The organism is Lapidilactobacillus wuchangensis (genome assembly GCF_003946645.1).
In the GTDB taxonomy this organism is placed as follows: domain Bacteria; phylum Bacillota; class Bacilli; order Lactobacillales; family Lactobacillaceae; genus Lapidilactobacillus; species Lapidilactobacillus wuchangensis.
In genome coordinates this window covers 64,019-80,013 of record NZ_RHOU01000011.1, presented here as the reverse complement: position 1 = coordinate 80,013, position 15,995 = coordinate 64,019, and the positions used below count along the sequence as shown (strand labels likewise).

Below are 15,995 nucleotides of genomic sequence, written 5' to 3'. Positions count from 1 at the left end.
TACTTGATCACAACAACCGAAATTGTTATGAGCCCTGCACATTTTCGAAACTTTGTTCAGTTTTCAAAGATCTACCATTGTTGCAACAGCAACTTAACTATCATATCAAAGCGCTTAATCAATGTCAACAACTTTTTTCAAAACATTTTTCAACGTGATAAGCAAGTTATCAGCTCGTTTTGCAACACAAACTATCTTATCAACTTCAGGCCGTTTCGTCAATAACCAATTTAAAACCGGATTTTACTAACGAAAATCATCATTATTACTCATAAGGTTAAGATTTAACCGTACAATCTACCATGAAACTTGTTACAGCTAGGTAAAGGCGAAACATTTTTCGAACAATAAAAAAGATTTACCGTCAAATGACAGTAAATCTTTTTCAAATTATTTTACTTATTTTCATCGGGACGCATGGTTGGGAATAATAAGACGTCACGAATTGACGGTGCATCAGTCAATAACATGACTAGCCGATCAATCCCAATGCCTAAACCGCCCGTAGGTGGCATCCCATATTCCAATGCTTCAATAAAGTCATAGTCGACACCATGGGCTTCATCATTGCCAGCTTCATGTTCAGCTTCCTGCGCTTCGAAACGTGCCCGTTGATCGATGGGGTCATTTAATTCAGAAAAAGCGTTGGCATATTCTGTACCCAAGATATAAAGCTCAAACCGATCTGTAAAGCGAGGATCATCAACGTTTTTCTTAGCTAATGGGGAAATTTCGATTGGATGACCATAAACAAAAGTTGGCGCTTGTAACGTTGACTCAACAAACTGTTCAAAGAACTCATTGATAATGTGGCCAACTTGCCAATATTCTTCATAATGAACATGATGTTCGTCAGCTAGCTTACGTGCCTCATCGAGACTCATTTTCGGCCAGAAATCGACACCAGTTTCCTTCTTAATGGCATCAACCATATGAATCCGATCAAATGGTTGATCCAAGTTAACTGCTTGGCCCTGATACGTAAATTTACCAGTGCCTAACGCCTTCTGGGCAGCAAAGCGGAAAATCCCCTCAGTTTCGTCCATCACGTCTTTAAAATCGAAATAAGCGGCATAAGTTTCCAACATCGTAAATTCAGGATTATGGCGCGTATCAATCCCTTCGTTACGATAAACCCGACCAATTTCGTAAACGCGTTCCATCCCACCAACAATCAAACGCTTCAATTGTAATTCTAAGGCAATTCGCAAATATAGATTAATGTCTAAGGCATTATGATGAGTAATAAATGGCTTAGCTGAGGCGCCACCAGGTACGACATGCAATGAGGAAGTTTCAACTTCGGTGAATTCATGGTTATCCAAGTATTCCCGGACAGCCTTAATGATTTTGCTGCGCTTAATAAAGCGGTCGAAACTATCCTCATTGGCAATCAAGTCCAAATAACGTTGCCGATAAATCTGTTCGACATTACTTAGACCATGGTACTTGTCTGGTAATGGCCGCAATGCTTTCGTGAGGAAAGTGACGTGCAAGGCCTTAATCGTCAATTCACCAGTATCAGTCTTCATGACTTCACCTTTGATTCCTAAGAAGTCACCTAAATCTGATTTTTTGAAAATTTGGTAGTTTTCATCGCCGACAACATCTTTACGAACATAAATTTGGATTTTACCACTACGATCACGTAAATCAGCAAAACCAACTTTACCCTTACCACGTTTTGAAATCATCCGCCCAGCAATCGTCACAACTGGTTGATCAGCTTCCAAGCTCTCTTTTGGTGTTTCACCATAAGTGTCATGCAATTGCTTTGCTAAATGTGACCGTGAAAAACGAGTCCCAAAAGGATCAATCCCCTCATCACGCAAAGTCTGCATCTTTTCCCGGCGAACGATCAACTGATCATTCATTTCTTTTTCTGGATTCTTGACATTATTGTTTGCCACGTCTATTCCCTCACCTTTTCTAAAATTCAAAAACTAATTCACTTGTTACTGCCGTGCTTCAGACTTCGCCACAAAATCATCTAAAAGCTGATTGACCTCGGCCTCAGTAAAAACTTGATTAATCGCGGCCTTGGTCTTAGCAGCTCGGGGAACACCCTTTAAGTAATAAGCCACCTGCTGGCGAAATTCTGGAACCGCCACTTTCTCACCCTTAAGTGCAACTAAGCGTGACAGTTGTTCCTCCGCCGTTTGAATCTTCTCCCGCGGCGTCGGCTCAGGCAACTCTTCACCTGTTGTCAAATAATGATTGATCGACTTCAAAATCCAAGGGTTGCCTAAAACTGCCCGACCAATCATCACTGCATCAGCGCCCACTTCAGTCAACATCCGTTTTGCATCTTGTGGCGTGCGCACATCACCGTTGCCCATAAATGGTATCGTAATATGTTGCCGGACTTCTTTCAAAATATTCCAATCAGCCTGACCAGTATACATTTGTTTCCGTGTCCGACCGTGCATCGCCAAAGCAGCTGCGCCAGCTCGTTGAACGGCCATGGCATTCTCGACGGCATAAATGTGTTTTTCATCCCAGCCGGTCCGCATTTTCACAGTAACTGGCTTATTCACAGCAGCCACCACCGCGGCCACCATTTCATACACTTTATTGGGATCAAGTAACCATTTCGCCCCGGCATCAGTCTTAACAACTTTGTTAACCGGGCAGCCCATATTAATATCGATAATATCAGCCTGGGTATGTTGATCAATAAATTTAGCCGCATTCACCAAAGTTTCTTTCGTGCCACCAAAAATTTGAATGCTGATTGGGTGTTCCTTGGGGTCAACAAACAACATATCTAGGGTTTTCTGATTGTGGTACATAATCCCCTTGTCACTGATCATCTCGCAAACAACCAAGCCGGCACCAAATTCCTTCGCCACTAGACGAAAGGCTGAATTGGTAATACCAGCCATTGGCGCTACCACAACTTGATTGGGAATGGTCACGTCACCAATTTGCCACGCCATAAACACCGCTCCTCATTCTTAATTCGCCTAATCTTAGCAAATAAATTGCCAACAATGCAACCAGCCATCTGTTTAATTGCTGAATTAGTCTGAGCAAAATTGCCCTCAGACCTGCAGTTAACTAGCTACTATCCTAATTTATTGCTGGGCGACTATATCACGCAACTCAGCTTCAGTAAATTGATAACGTTGGCCGCAGAACTTGCAAACAGCTTCAGCGCCGTGGTCCTCAGTAATCATTTTGTTCAAATCACTGCGAGCTAAGGTTGCTAAAGCTTTGCGGAACCGTTCTTTACTGCAATCACATTTAAAGGCAACTGGCATTTTATCTAAGACCTTGATTTGTTCAAGGCCAAAAATTTGTTGCAACAATTGTTCCGGCGTTTGCCCTTGTAACAATAAGTCGGATACCCGGGGCAACTGTTGTAAACGTTGCTCTAGCTGAGTTAATTGTGCCGAGGTTGCACTTGGCAACGCTTGAATGAGGAAACCACCGGCAACTTCAACCGTTTTATTTTGATTGACAAAAACTGACAATCCCATTGATGACGGGATCTGCTCGGACTTAGCCAAATAATAAGTAAAATCCTCAGCAATTTCACCAGAGGTCAGCGGTACTTGACCAGTAAATGGTTGCTTCATGTCCAAATCCTTGGTCACACTCAGCATGCCCTTAGTCCCAACGGCTCGCCGAACATCGATTTTGCCTAAGGGATTGAGTGGCAAGTCAACGTGAGGACTGGCCAGATAACCTTTAACAGTGCCATTGGCATTACCGTCAGCGATAATCGCACCAACGGGCCCATCACCAACTAAACGAACCGTTAACTTCTCTGGATCCTTTAAAACCGCACTGCTCAACAACAATGTGCCAATTAAAGTTCGGCCCAAAGCTGCCGTCGCTGCAGGCCAAGTATCATGACGCTGCTGAGCCTCTTGAACCAGCTGACTGGCGTCAACTGCCAACATACGAAAAGCGCCATCGCTGGTAATTGCTTTGATTAAATAATCTGTCACTTTAATTCTCCTTGCCTGCTTTGAACTCATTTTGAAGATACTAACTAAATAATACTAGCTTAAAGTAAGAAAAAATACCAGTCTTCGCAAAACCACCAGTTAACTGACTGAGTATTTTGTTGATATCAAAAGTGCAAATAAATTTGTGCCAAAGTTTTTTCCAATTGACGTTGGTGGCTGCTGAACAATTATTTCGACACGTTACACTGTGGCTGGCGATTTCAAGCAGAACGAGTTTTGAGCAGAATAGCAGACAACTCCGTTACGGCCGGCGGGTTGTGGAACGCTGCCGACGCTGATTGAAGCTTATTGCTGCGCAACAATCTTCAATTCAGGTCTTCTTCTAACTGCTAAAGCAGTAAGAAGAATTTGGCGGCTGACAACCCGGCGGCCTCCACTGCGTTTTGAGCTAATTAGTCCACTTTAGATTTAATTGATGTTCAGACAATACCGTAAAGTTAGTTACCAATCGCCCAGCAACAACCTGATGAAAATAAAAGATTTGAGAACCATGACTTAGGAAAACAGATTGTTGCAAATTAATAATCCGACTTAACAAGCGTTCTACATAATGTCCCAAAACTGTCAAATAGATTTTTGCTTATTACTGTTTAGTTGTGATAGCAATTTGAATCAAGTTGATTAATCCCGCTGCAATTGTCTTAACAACTAACAAAGCTGAAGTGAACCAAATCAACTCCAGACGGAATGGAGGGATCTTGTCGTCAGCCGCCAAATTATCGTTGGTGCTTTAGCACTTACGATAAGACCTGCATCGAAGACTTTTGAAAAAAGGCTTCGATCAGCGTCGGCAGCGTTCCACGACAAGCAGCCCGCAATGCAGTCAGAACTAGCTCTGACTTACCACCTGCAGCAGGTTTTTATTGGTTTTGAACTTTGGTCTTCTATTGGTTCAAATCAACGCCGGCCGCGTTCCACAACCAGCAAGCCCGCAATGCAGTCAGAACCAGTTCCGTTTTTACACCTTCACCCTGCTTTAATGGTTTTAACCAACAACTCCAATAAAAAAACTCAGGGTCAGCAGCATGAACTGCTTTCCCTGAGTCTTAATAATCATTCTTTTGAAATGCTATTAATCTTGGTTAGAGTGATCGTCATCATCATGATGATCATCATTTGAAACTGGTTCTTTTGGTGTATCTGCAGGTGCTTCACCAGTTGCTTCAGCATGATCCTCGGCTTCCGCATTGGCATCAGCACGTTGTTCAGAATCATGAGGTGCATCAGGATCAACACTCTTTGCCTGTGATTGGGCATCCTTACGTTCCAAAGCCCGCTTGGATTCCTCAAAGGTTGTGGCATGTTCGCTTGGGTAAAGTGAACTGTCGCCTTCAGGCATCTTGCCATCATTGAACAAGCTGAGAATTTCTTTTTCATCAAGAGTTTCGTACTTCAGCAAGGCTTCAGCAATCAACTTATGTTGAACTTGATGTTGTTCCAAAATTTCTCGTGCTTTGGCATGATCAGCAGTAATGATCTCGCGAACAGTATCGTCAATCGCTGCCGCAGTCTTCTCAGAATATGGGGCACCTTGGCCGTATTGAGCACCAACGAATGGTTGACCTTCACGTTCCAGTGTAACTGTGCCTAAAACATCAGTCATCCCATATTGAGTTACCATACTCCGGGCGATATCAGTTGCTTGTTCAAAGTCATTAGAAGCCCCAGTTGACTGAGTACCAAAGATTAACTCTTCGGCTGTCCGGCCACCAAGTAAACCAGTGATTTGTTCGTTCAATTCCTTCTTAGTCATCAAGAATTGATCATCACGTGGCAACATGATGGCATAACCGCCAGCGCGGCCACGAGGAACAATTGTCACTTTCCGAACGACCCGCGAATCGCTTAAGACAACCCCGACCAAAGCATGACCGGCTTCGTGATAAGCAACCATCTTCCGTTCACGATCACTAATGACCCGATCTTTCTTAGCAGGTCCAGCGATGACCCGATCTTCTGCTTCATCCACATCAGAAGCATCGATCTTAGTTTTGTTACGCCGAGCAGCAACTAAAGCCGCTTCGTTCAGTAAGTTTTCCAAGTCAGCACCAACGAAACCAGGTGTTTGTTGGGCGACTGCCTTCAAATCAACATCATCGGCCAATGGCTTGTTCTTAGCATGAACTTTCAAGATTGCTTCCCGACCCTTAACATCAGGCCGACCAACTAAGATCTTTCGGTCGAAACGACCAGGACGAAGTAAGGCTGGATCAAGCACATCAGAACGGTTAGTAGCGGCAATGACAATCACGCCTTCATTACCAGTAAAACCATCCATTTCAACCAATAATTGGTTCAAAGTTTGTTCCCGTTCATCATGACCGCCACCCATGCCAGCGCCACGTTGGCGACCAACGGCATCGATTTCATCAATAAAGATGATGGCTGGTGCATTTTTCTTAGCGTTATCAAACAAATCACGCACCCGAGAAGCACCAACACCGACGAACATTTCCACGAAATCAGAACCAGAAATTGAGAAGAATGGCACGCCAGCTTCACCGGCAACGGCACGAGCTAGTAAAGTTTTACCAGTACCAGGAGGGCCCTCAAGTAAAACACCTTTTGGAATCCGAGCACCTAACGAGTTGTACTTCTTAGGATTCTTCAAGAATTCAACGACTTCAACTAATTCTTGCTTTTCTTCTTCAGCACCAGCAACGTCAGAGAAACGAACTGGATTCTTCTTTGGATCCTCAGGCTTAGCTTTAGTCTTGCCAAAGCTCATAACGCCACGGCCATTGCCGCCGCCTTGACCAGCCTGATTCATCATGAAGTAGAACAAGACGAAAATCAGAATTGTTGGAATCAACATTGTTAACACACTGATCCAAACCCCAGATTGAGATTCTTCTTGCGTGTGCATTGTGACGCCTTCACTTTGAGCCAGCTTGGTAATTTGTGCTAACGAACTATCATTAGGCAAAAGTGACGTCGTAAAACCATCAACTTTAGTAGTGGTGGTTTGTCCCTGAATTGCAAAGAGACCATTGTTTGCAGCTTTCTTAGTTAACGGCTTAGTGTATTCCCCACGAATTTGGTAGACCCCATTTGCAGGTTGGACACTAAATTCCTTTATCTTGTTAGACTTTAATTGTTTAACGAATGTTGTGGTACTAACATTCTGGGTGGTACCACTGTTTCCTCGGTTAAAGAAGAAACTAATCCCACCAACTAAAGCCACGAAGATAATAATGTAGAATAAACCGCTATTTAAAAGCCGGTTACGGTTATTTTTCATTGACAACCTCCTGAAATAATCGATTCATCAAGATAATCGAATGGTGTAATCATATCATATTTGACCATTTTTGACTAATATCTATTACTTAAATTTAATGCTTAATTTTGCTCGTAAACTTCAGGCTTTAAAACGCCTACAAATGGTAAATTACGATACTGATTTTTATAGTCAAGACCGTAGCCAACTAAGAATTCATCTGGTACCATCACGCCGGTATAATCCACATGCACATTGATCACGCGCCGCGCCGGTTTATTTAAGAATGAACAAATCTTAATCGAAGCTGCTTCTCGAGTTTGTAACAACTTAATCAGGGCTTCTAAAGTCCGACCAGTATCAATGATATCTTCAACAATAATCAAATCGCGGCCCTTAACTGGAATATCCAAATCTTTCAAGATGCGCACTTCGCCACTTGATTCAAAGGCATCCCCATAACTAGAAACATCCATAAACTCAATCTCTGCTGGTGCATCATAAGCCCGAATCAAGTCAGTCATGAACAGCACGGCGCCTTTAAGAATACAAATAAAGATCGGCACTTTGCCTTGATAATCAACTTGAATTTCTTGACCTAGACGAGCAACAGTTTTTTGAATTTCTTCCGTGGAAACAATGGTCTTCTCAATATTCTCGCGCATTTTGCTCTCCTTAATGATTAGCTTATCTTCAACTAGCCGTGTATTTGGTTAATACATAAATGATTTTAGCAGTTTCTCCCAGGTTCGACAATTTATAATTGTAGATATTCGCAATCCAAACAACTTTTTTATCCGCTTCGAGAACAAATAATGATAATCGCCGTTCCTGAGGGACTTTCTGATTGATCAATCGCCGCCGTAATGTCTGGTGTTGACCATTCGCCAACGTCAGGCGATCAGTTAATGCCGCCGGTCGTAATAATAATTGCCGCGGCCAAGTTGCCAATTGTAATTCAGTCACCTGATAATCAGCAACATTATCCGGCAATGCTGAAAAAACACCGATTTGCCAATGCTGATAACTTTGCCACTGATTCAAGCTCAGCGCGACCGGTTCACTAGCGGCTTGCAGCGGTGCATTCGGTGTATTAAGCCGCTGGCGAAAAGCAAACTGCTGGTAATGACGCACAAATTGCCAGCCGCCTAGCAAATCAAGCTGTTGTTCACCAGCAGTGGTCCTAGTCAGTTGGACTAAAGACTGTAATTGGGTCACCTTGAGCGTTGGTAATTCTGGAAAATACTGTTGCCACAAAGCTTGCCAAAAAAGTTGTTGCGCAGCTGCTGATAATTGCTGGAGTTCTGAATTAAGTTGCCCTTGTAATTCAGCCTGATCCCATTTTACCTGTAAGTCGGCTTGTAAAGCGAGAAATTGGCGCTGGGCTATTTCTTGTAGTGCCGTTAACTCATCAGCAAACCGTTGACTGTGCGCCAGTACTTGCTGATTTTCTTGCTTTAACTGGGGCACGACTTGATGACGCAGACGATTGCGTAGCGTTAAATCTTGGTGATTCGTATAGTCCTCACAGAATGGTAATCGTTGCTGTTGAACATAGGCCAATAAGCTGTTCTTCGCCAGTGGTAACAGCGGTCGTAAAATTTGCCATTGCCGCCAATTTGTCACTGGCTTTAACCCTGGCAATTCCGTCGTGGCACCACTGCGAATCAAACGTAGAATAATTGTTTCTAATAAATCATCGCCATGATGGGCTGTAACTAGAAATTGATTTTGCGTTTGTTGCATCACCGTTGCTAAAAATTGATAACGCGCCTGACGCGCCGCCGCTTCAGTTGGCTTACTACCTGCAGCCCAAGTGCCAACTTTTAATGGTAATTGCCACTGCTTAGCTAGTTGGCGGACAAGTTTTTCTTCATCGGCGCTATCACGACGCAATTGATGATTGAAATAGCCTAAGGTGATTTCCGGCCGCAGCGCAACGGGTAATGATTGCAGCAAGGCCACTAAAGCGGTTGAATCCGCACCACCAGAGAAGGCCACTAGAATTTTGGTCTTGGCCGTGAGCTTAACGGGCAATTGCTGCCAACTAGTTAGAAAAGTCTTTTCAACTGTGATCCTGAGCACCCCCTAATTATGACGATTGAAATAAATAGCAAATGGGCCATCATCCGCACTTGGATGATGACCCACTTATCAGTTAAATGGCGACAATTATCTCAATTGCCCATTCGCTTATCATAATTAACTACGACGACCACCACGACCGCCACGTTTACCTTCAGTATTACGCTTAATGGCTGTTAACCGATCTTCACTATCTTTTAAAAATCCGGAAAGCAAACTATCAAAGTCTTGATGATTTGAATGACCCTGGTGATTATTGTTACTTGGTCGACCGCCACCATTGCCACGCTTCCAATTATTATTGCTGCTTTCATTCTCACGACGTTCACGATGATGTTGCTGTTCATGATGTGGTGCGTGGGAATGATTTGCAGGGGCAGCACTTTGCTCGCTTGCCTGTTTAATCGACAAACCAATTTTATTAGCCTGAACTGAAACAACTTTAACAGTGACCACATCGCCGACACTCAAAACATCATGAATGTCCTTGACATACTGATTAGAAATTTCACTGATGTGGACCAAACCACTTTGCCCAGAACCTAAATCAACAAATGCTCCGAAGTTGGTGATTCCAGTTACTTTGCCGGTAACTTTCGACCCAATTTCAACTGCCATATACCCGTAAATCCTCCTTGGATGTGCTTCTTTTCGATATCTTAGTATACCACCGAACAATTTCAAATAAAACTAGTTTTTTGGATTTGCGTCCTTTGTAATACCACCATTCTCAGGCAAGGAGAAAATAATTTCGCCATTCTTCGAATAATCATACTTATAACGAATCAACTTATTTAAATAGTCATCATCGTGTAACTGGTCTACTTGAACTTTCAAATTTTGCTTAGTCGACTGAACGCTTTGCAACGCCTTCTTTTGTTGCGCAACTTGTGCCTGCAATTGACGATTGGTACTTTGAGCATGCATAATTTGCACCCCGAAGAAAACCACACAGGCGACAAAAATAGCTAAAATTGCTAAAATCCGCCGTCGATGAACCAAACGTATCCGCCGCTTTTGCTTGGCAAGAACTGCTTGTTGTTGCGATTCAATGACAAAATCATTATTTAAACTGGTTACTTTTGTCTTTGGTTGTTTTGGCGCTTGCATTCGATTCACCCCCGCAAAATCGTTTGTTCATAACATGAAGTATAGCATAATTCCCACAATATTTTTTGATCGACCATTGGCTTTTTAAAAAAATTTAGCAGATTGACTGGTTTACTACCATTCATTTGTTATCAAACAAAATTAAAAACAAGTGAAGGTGTTAGTCATTAAGACAGTGTTAGCGGAATTAAGTAACTCAGTTTAATCAGTAATAATAGTTAAATGGCAACAAAAATCGGTGTGATAACGCTATTATCTCAGTAGAGATTGTCACACCGACTTTGTATCACCACAATCTGGTTTGGCTAAATAGTGGTGCTTTATTCTGCAAGTTTAATCTAGGCAGGGGAACAGCGATTGGCGTCAATGCCCACCATGTTCCACGCCCATAAAATTGCTGTGCCCCTGCCGCTAACAACTAAGGACCGACTTAAACAAATTCATTTCCTAACCTAGCGTTCTACCACTTAACGCGCCGTGTCGCTAACAACTTGATACATTTCTTCGGCCTCGGCCTTTTTAGTAGTTTCAACAATCCGCGTAATCTTAACAACTAGCGTTTTGTTACCAAACAAGATGGTTAATTCATCGCCGACACTAACATCACTGGATGATTTAGCGACTTTACCATTGATCGAAATTCGACCTTTATCGGCAATTTCTTTGGCGACTGTCCGCCGTTTGATCAGCCGAGAAACTTTTAAATATTTATCTAAACGCATATTGGACTCCTTTTTGCTGGCCCGATTTTTAAAATTGGTACCAGTCTTATTATTTTTTCTAAAATGTATATTAGTAATTCAAGAACTCTATCGAAGACAATCAAACAGAATTGAGTCTGACTCCATTCCGGGCTTGCTGGTTGTGGAACGCGGCCGGGATTGATTTGAGCTTATTGCTACTCAACAATCTCAAATACGAGCCTTTGTCTAACCGCTAAAGCGGTAAGACAAATTTGGCTGCTGACAACCACGCCCTCCATTCCGTCTGGAGCTGAGGTGGCTCATTTCATTATTGTTTAATGCTTAAGGAAATATAGTGGGACAAATCAACTTAGTAAGGCTGATGCACCGTTCAAACAGCAAGACATTAATAACCAAATTGGTCAGCTATGCTTGTGTCTCCTAAATCCATAAAGCTTGTCAATCAAGCTATTAATCATACCAATCTGATTTTCTGCCAGTGGTGTGCGATTAAACTACTTAACTCAGGCAGAGGCCCAGCGATTGGCGTCAGCTGTGAAATTTGTCTTGCTGCTTTAGCAGCTAGTCAAAGCCTCGTATTTGAGATTGTTGCAAAGCAATAAGCTCAAATCGACGGCCACAGCGTTCCATGCCCTCTAAATCGCTGGGCCCCTGCCGTCACTAACTAAGGCGCGACTTAAATCACTACCAGCAAATATCTCACTTTTTAACAACTTTTTTCGTTTGTTGCAATGCTTGAAGAAACTTGATTAAATCTTGTAACCAATCAGTAACTGCTGGCATTTGTTTAGGCAAAGTCAAACTAACTTGATAATCTTGCTCATCAGTCATTTTAACATCTGCGTGGTAGCTCAGCACTGATAAAGCCGCGAATAAATCTTCACCGCTAAGTTGTTCGGTCGCTTCAGTACTAAAACGAATAATGATTTGCTGCTTTTTCTGACGAATTTGGCGTAGTAATAACTGATCAGCCAACATCTTCAAATGACCGATCAATAGTAAATTCGCAACGGGTTCGGGGTACTCACCAAACCGATCAATCAAATCACTTTGAATTTCTAACAAATCATCTTCCGATTCAACTTGACGAATTCGCTTATACAATTCGATTTTTTGCCGACTGTCATCAACATAATCATCAGGCAAATACGCTTCAACATTCAAATTCAATTCCGTATCAGTGACGGTGGCCGCAGCTTTATGTTGCCGCTTCTGGACAGCTTCGTTAAGCATTTGCGAATACAAATCAAAACCGACTGAGTTAATAAAGCCATGTTGTTGCTTACCTAATAAGTTACCGGCACCACGAATCGACAAATCACGCATGGCAATTTTAAAACCAGAACCTAATTCAGTGAAGTCCTTGATTGCCTGCAGTCGTTTCTCACTGACCTCAGTTAAGACTTTATTAGGCTGATACATGAAATAAGCATAGGCAATTCGACTGGAACGTCCAACCCGACCCCGTAATTGATACAACTGGGAAAGGCCGTAACGATCAGCGTTTTCAACAATTAAAGTATTGGCATTAGGCATATCGACCCCTGTTTCAATAATCGTTGTCGTTACTAAAATGTCGTAATCACCATTCACAAAATTAAAAATGACATTTTCCAACTGATTCTCAGTCATTTGACCATGGGCATAGGCAATTGTTGCTTCTGGAATCAGTGCCTGCAATTGGTCGACTGTTCGTTCAATATCATCCACGCGATTATGCAAATAGAAGACTTGACCACCACGTTCAATTTCACGCTGAATGGCCTCACGAACAGCCCCAGCGTTCTGCTCCAAGACATAAGTTTGAATTGGATAACGGTTAGTTGGTGGTGTTTCAATCACTGATAAATCACGAACGCCAATCATTGACATGTGTAAAGTTCGTGGGATTGGTGTGGCCGTTAAAGTTAACACATCAACTGAAGCGCGCATTTGTTTCAAGCGTTCCTTATGTTTAACACCAAAGCGCTGCTCTTCATCAACAATCAACAACCCTAAATCAGCAAACGTCACGTCCTTCGACAAAATTCGATGAGTCCCAACGACAATGTCCAATTTGCCAGCCTTTAAATCCTTAATTGTTTGCCGATTTTCAGCTGCTGTTTGAAACCGTGACATCATCCCAACGTTAATTGGAAAATCGGCGAATCGATCTTGCATTGTGTCAAAATGTTGCTGCGCCAAAATTGTCGTGGGCACTAGGAAAGCAACCTGCTTGTTATTCATCACTGCTTTAAAAGCTGCTCGCAAAGCCACTTCCGTTTTGCCAAAGCCAACATCCCCAACCAATAAACGATCCATTGGTTGGGAACGTTCCATGTCATGTTTCACCTCAGCTGTACTTCGCAATTGATCAGGCGTTTCGGCATAAGAAAACTCAGATTCAAATTGGCGCTGCAAATCATCATCAGGCCCAAAAGCAAATCCTTTTTCAGCTTGACGTTTGGCGTACAAAGCAATTAAGTCATCAGCAATATCTTCAATCCGACTAGAAACTTTTTGCTTAGTCTTCTGCCATTCACTACCACCGAGACGATTAATTCGTGGCGTTTTACCTTCGGCAGAAACATACTTACTAATTAAATTCAGTTGATCAACAGGAATAAACAGCTTGGCATCGTCTTGATAGGCAATCGTTAAATAATCACGATGAACGCCATCAACGGTCATGGTTTGCATGCCCTCAAATCGACCAATCCCGTGATTAATATGGACGACATAATCGCCAGGCTTCAGCTCATTATAACTGCGCAAACGTTCAGCATTTGCCATTGTTTGTCGCCTTGGTGCGGCTTTCTTCTTGACCCGATTAAACAATTCATGCTCAGTCAAAACGACCAAATTAGCACTTGGTAGTTCGAAACCGTTACGTAAATTTCCAGGTACTAATTGTAATTGTTCCGGCACAACCTGGTCATGATCAGCCAATGATACTTGAACTTCAAAATCGCGAAAAACATTTTGTAAATGTTGTCGCCGACCTGCCTCAGCAATCAACACAACGACTGTGCGTTGTTGCTTATGCCAACGGTCTAATTCTGTTTTAATCAGCGGCATCTGACTGAAGAATTGTTGCACTGTGCGCGAATCAACATTAATAATTTTATCGAAGCGCAAATTACCGAGTCCCTTTTGAAAGAGGGCCAAATGCAATTGGCGCTGTTTAAATTGCCGGTTTAAATCCCGAAAATCAGGTCGAAATTGTTGTTCTGGCAGTAAATGATTCACCGTCATCTGATCAGCCTGCCAGCCTGCCAATTCTTGATCAAGTTCGTCAGACTTCTCTAATAAGCGACTGAAATCCTCAAAGACTAAGATGCCATCATCACGTAAATAGTTGGCTAAAGTCGTGGTTGTTTCATATAAGAAGTCAACTAATAGCCCCGCGTTTTCCGGCAAAACCTGATCTGTTAAGGCAGTAATTGCCGGTTCGAAATAATCAGTCAAGGTTTGACGTGCCGCTTGATCAGCTTTGGTTTTCTGAGGCAATGTGGCCAACTGCTTCGTTAATGCCGCCGTGATTAAATCACCAGCATGTTGCCGTTGCGCCAAAGAAACTGTTTTTTCTGTGGCTGGTAAAATAACTGCTTGATTCAAGTTTTTCAGACTACGCTGTTGACCGGGATCAAAAGTTCGCAGACTATCTAATTCATCACCAAAAAATTCCGCCCGAATTGGGTCAGCAAAATTTAACGGATAAATGTCCACGATGTCCCCACGAACGGCAAACTCGCCATGATTAGCGACTAACTTTTCGCGGCGATAACCCATTTCCACCAGCTGATTAGGAATCTTACTTAAATCGTAAGTCTGATCAGCAGAAATTAGTAACTTAGCTGCCGCAAAGTCAGCCACTGGCGCCAGCTGGTAGCGTAACCCTGCAACAGAAGTGACGACAATCCCCGGTTGCTGACTTAATAGGAAACTTAAGGCTTCAATCCGTAAACTTTGAAACTCTGGAGAACTAGTCGCTCCTTGCGCGGCAATCACTTCTTCAACGGGAAAATAGTAAACTAAATCATCACCTAATAAGTCAGTTAAGTCATCGACAAACTGACTAGCATGATAGCCGTTATCAGTTACATAAATAATTGGCTGCTGCAATTGACGAACCATCCCTGCCAAATAAACAGCTGCCGCTGACCCACTTAAACCAGTTACTAATCGCCACTTGGGCGCAGACCAATCAGCCAATTGTGCTGATAACTGCAACTGATCACTTACTAAATCAATTAAATCCATCTCAACCCTCCTTAGGTAGAGTGTGAGGGGCTGCGGTTTTTTGGCGTAGGGTAATTTCAAATATCTGATTGAGCGGTGCAACCGATCGAGCAGATATTTAAATTAACCATAGCCATTTGCAGCCTCGAACACGTTTCAATAAAATCAAATTCATTACTAATGTCAAACTAACTAATGTTGTGATATGGATGAATCAAACAGAATTGTGTCTGACTGCATTCCGGGCTTGCTGGTTGTGGAACGCGGCCGACATCGGTTTGAACCAATTGAAAACCTCAATTGGTTCAAATACGAGCCTTTGTCTAATTGCTAAAGCAATAAGACAAATTTGGCGGCTGACAACCACGCCCTCCATTCCGTCTGGAGCTAAACTTGAACACTTCACCTCATTAGCTATTGAGGCAATTGTAGCGAGGCAAGTTTGTTTTGATTCGAATTGAGCAGTTAACTAAACAGTCATCTAAAATCGTCTGAATGGTAATTTCCGGTTTCCTAATTAGTGGTGCTCAATCTAACGTCTGAATTAAGGCACATAACAAGAAATAGTTATCGACACCAAAATTCAGGCAGTGACATCAAGCAAATACTAGCTGTTGCTTTACAATCACTGTATTGCATACCAGCAAAGATGAAGTAACCCACCTCAACTCCAGACGG

Annotated in this window: 12 protein-coding genes; 1 reads left to right on the top strand and 11 read right to left on the bottom strand. The window is 42.6% G+C overall.

The window, feature by feature from the left end; translation table 11 throughout:
* Nucleotides 1-395 precede the first annotated feature (395 nt).
* From lysS to hslO, 3 genes are all read right to left on the bottom strand, one after another.
* Nucleotides 396-1,874: a lysine--tRNA ligase gene (gene lysS, locus EKM82_RS09165; protein ID WP_164508208.1), complete on the bottom strand. Its 1,479-nt coding sequence runs from the start codon at nt 1,872-1,874 to the stop codon at nt 396-398.
* A gap of 81 nt (nt 1,875-1,955) precedes the next feature.
* Nucleotides 1,956-2,939 carry a tRNA dihydrouridine synthase DusB gene (gene dusB, locus EKM82_RS09160; RefSeq protein ID WP_125768329.1) on the bottom strand — a complete coding sequence of 328 codons (984 nt, stop codon included), beginning with the start codon at nt 2,937-2,939 and terminating at the stop codon, nt 1,956-1,958.
* Nucleotides 2,940-3,077: 138 nt separating this feature from the next.
* Nucleotides 3,078-3,956: an Hsp33 family molecular chaperone HslO gene (gene hslO, locus EKM82_RS09155; protein WP_125768325.1), complete on the bottom strand. Its 879-nt coding sequence runs from the start codon at nt 3,954-3,956 to the stop codon at nt 3,078-3,080.
* An 838-nt stretch (nt 3,957-4,794) separates the two neighbouring features.
* Here hslO and EKM82_RS11570 point away from each other — a divergent pair.
* Nucleotides 4,795-5,097: a hypothetical protein gene (locus EKM82_RS11570; protein ID WP_164508207.1), complete on the top strand. Its 303-nt coding sequence runs from the start codon at nt 4,795-4,797 to the stop codon at nt 5,095-5,097.
* Here EKM82_RS11570 and ftsH read toward each other — a convergent pair.
* The 8 genes from ftsH to EKM82_RS11565 all read right to left on the bottom strand — a co-directional run bounded on the left by ftsH (nt 5,050) and on the right by EKM82_RS11565 (nt 15,693).
* Nucleotides 5,050-7,218, bottom strand: coding sequence for an ATP-dependent zinc metalloprotease FtsH (ftsH, locus tag EKM82_RS09150; protein ID WP_125768322.1), 2,169 nt, complete (start codon nt 7,216-7,218; stop codon nt 5,050-5,052). The two genes, EKM82_RS11570 and ftsH, sit on opposite strands and share 48 nt — an antisense overlap.
* A 101-nt stretch (nt 7,219-7,319) precedes the next feature.
* Nucleotides 7,320-7,862, bottom strand: coding sequence for a hypoxanthine phosphoribosyltransferase (gene hpt, locus EKM82_RS09145; RefSeq protein WP_125768319.1), 543 nt, complete (start codon nt 7,860-7,862; stop codon nt 7,320-7,322).
* Nucleotides 7,863-7,890: 28 nt separating this feature from the next.
* Nucleotides 7,891-9,282 (bottom strand): tRNA lysidine(34) synthetase TilS, encoded by a 1,392-nt coding sequence (gene tilS / locus EKM82_RS09140; RefSeq protein ID WP_125768316.1) that lies wholly within the window; start codon nt 9,280-9,282, stop codon nt 7,891-7,893.
* A 117-nt stretch (nt 9,283-9,399) separates the two neighbouring features.
* Complete coding sequence (locus EKM82_RS09135) at nt 9,400-9,900, bottom strand: S1 domain-containing RNA-binding protein (RefSeq protein WP_125768313.1); 501 nt, start codon at nt 9,898-9,900, stop codon at nt 9,400-9,402.
* A 72-nt stretch (nt 9,901-9,972) separates the two neighbouring features.
* A complete protein-coding gene (locus tag EKM82_RS09130) occupies nt 9,973-10,392 on the bottom strand; it encodes an FtsB family cell division protein (RefSeq protein WP_125768310.1) in 420 nt (139 codons plus the stop codon).
* A gap of 467 nt (nt 10,393-10,859) precedes the next feature.
* Entirely contained in the window at nt 10,860-11,114 is a 255-nt protein-coding gene (locus tag EKM82_RS09125) for an RNA-binding S4 domain-containing protein (protein ID WP_125768308.1), read from the bottom strand.
* A gap of 681 nt (nt 11,115-11,795) precedes the next feature.
* Complete coding sequence (gene mfd / locus EKM82_RS09120; RefSeq protein ID WP_125768305.1) at nt 11,796-15,338, bottom strand: transcription-repair coupling factor; 3,543 nt, start codon at nt 15,336-15,338, stop codon at nt 11,796-11,798.
* A gap of 193 nt (nt 15,339-15,531) precedes the next feature.
* A complete protein-coding gene (locus tag EKM82_RS11565) occupies nt 15,532-15,693 on the bottom strand; it encodes a forkhead box protein (protein ID WP_164508206.1) in 162 nt (53 codons plus the stop codon).
* Between the last annotated feature and the right edge of the window lie 302 nt (nt 15,694-15,995).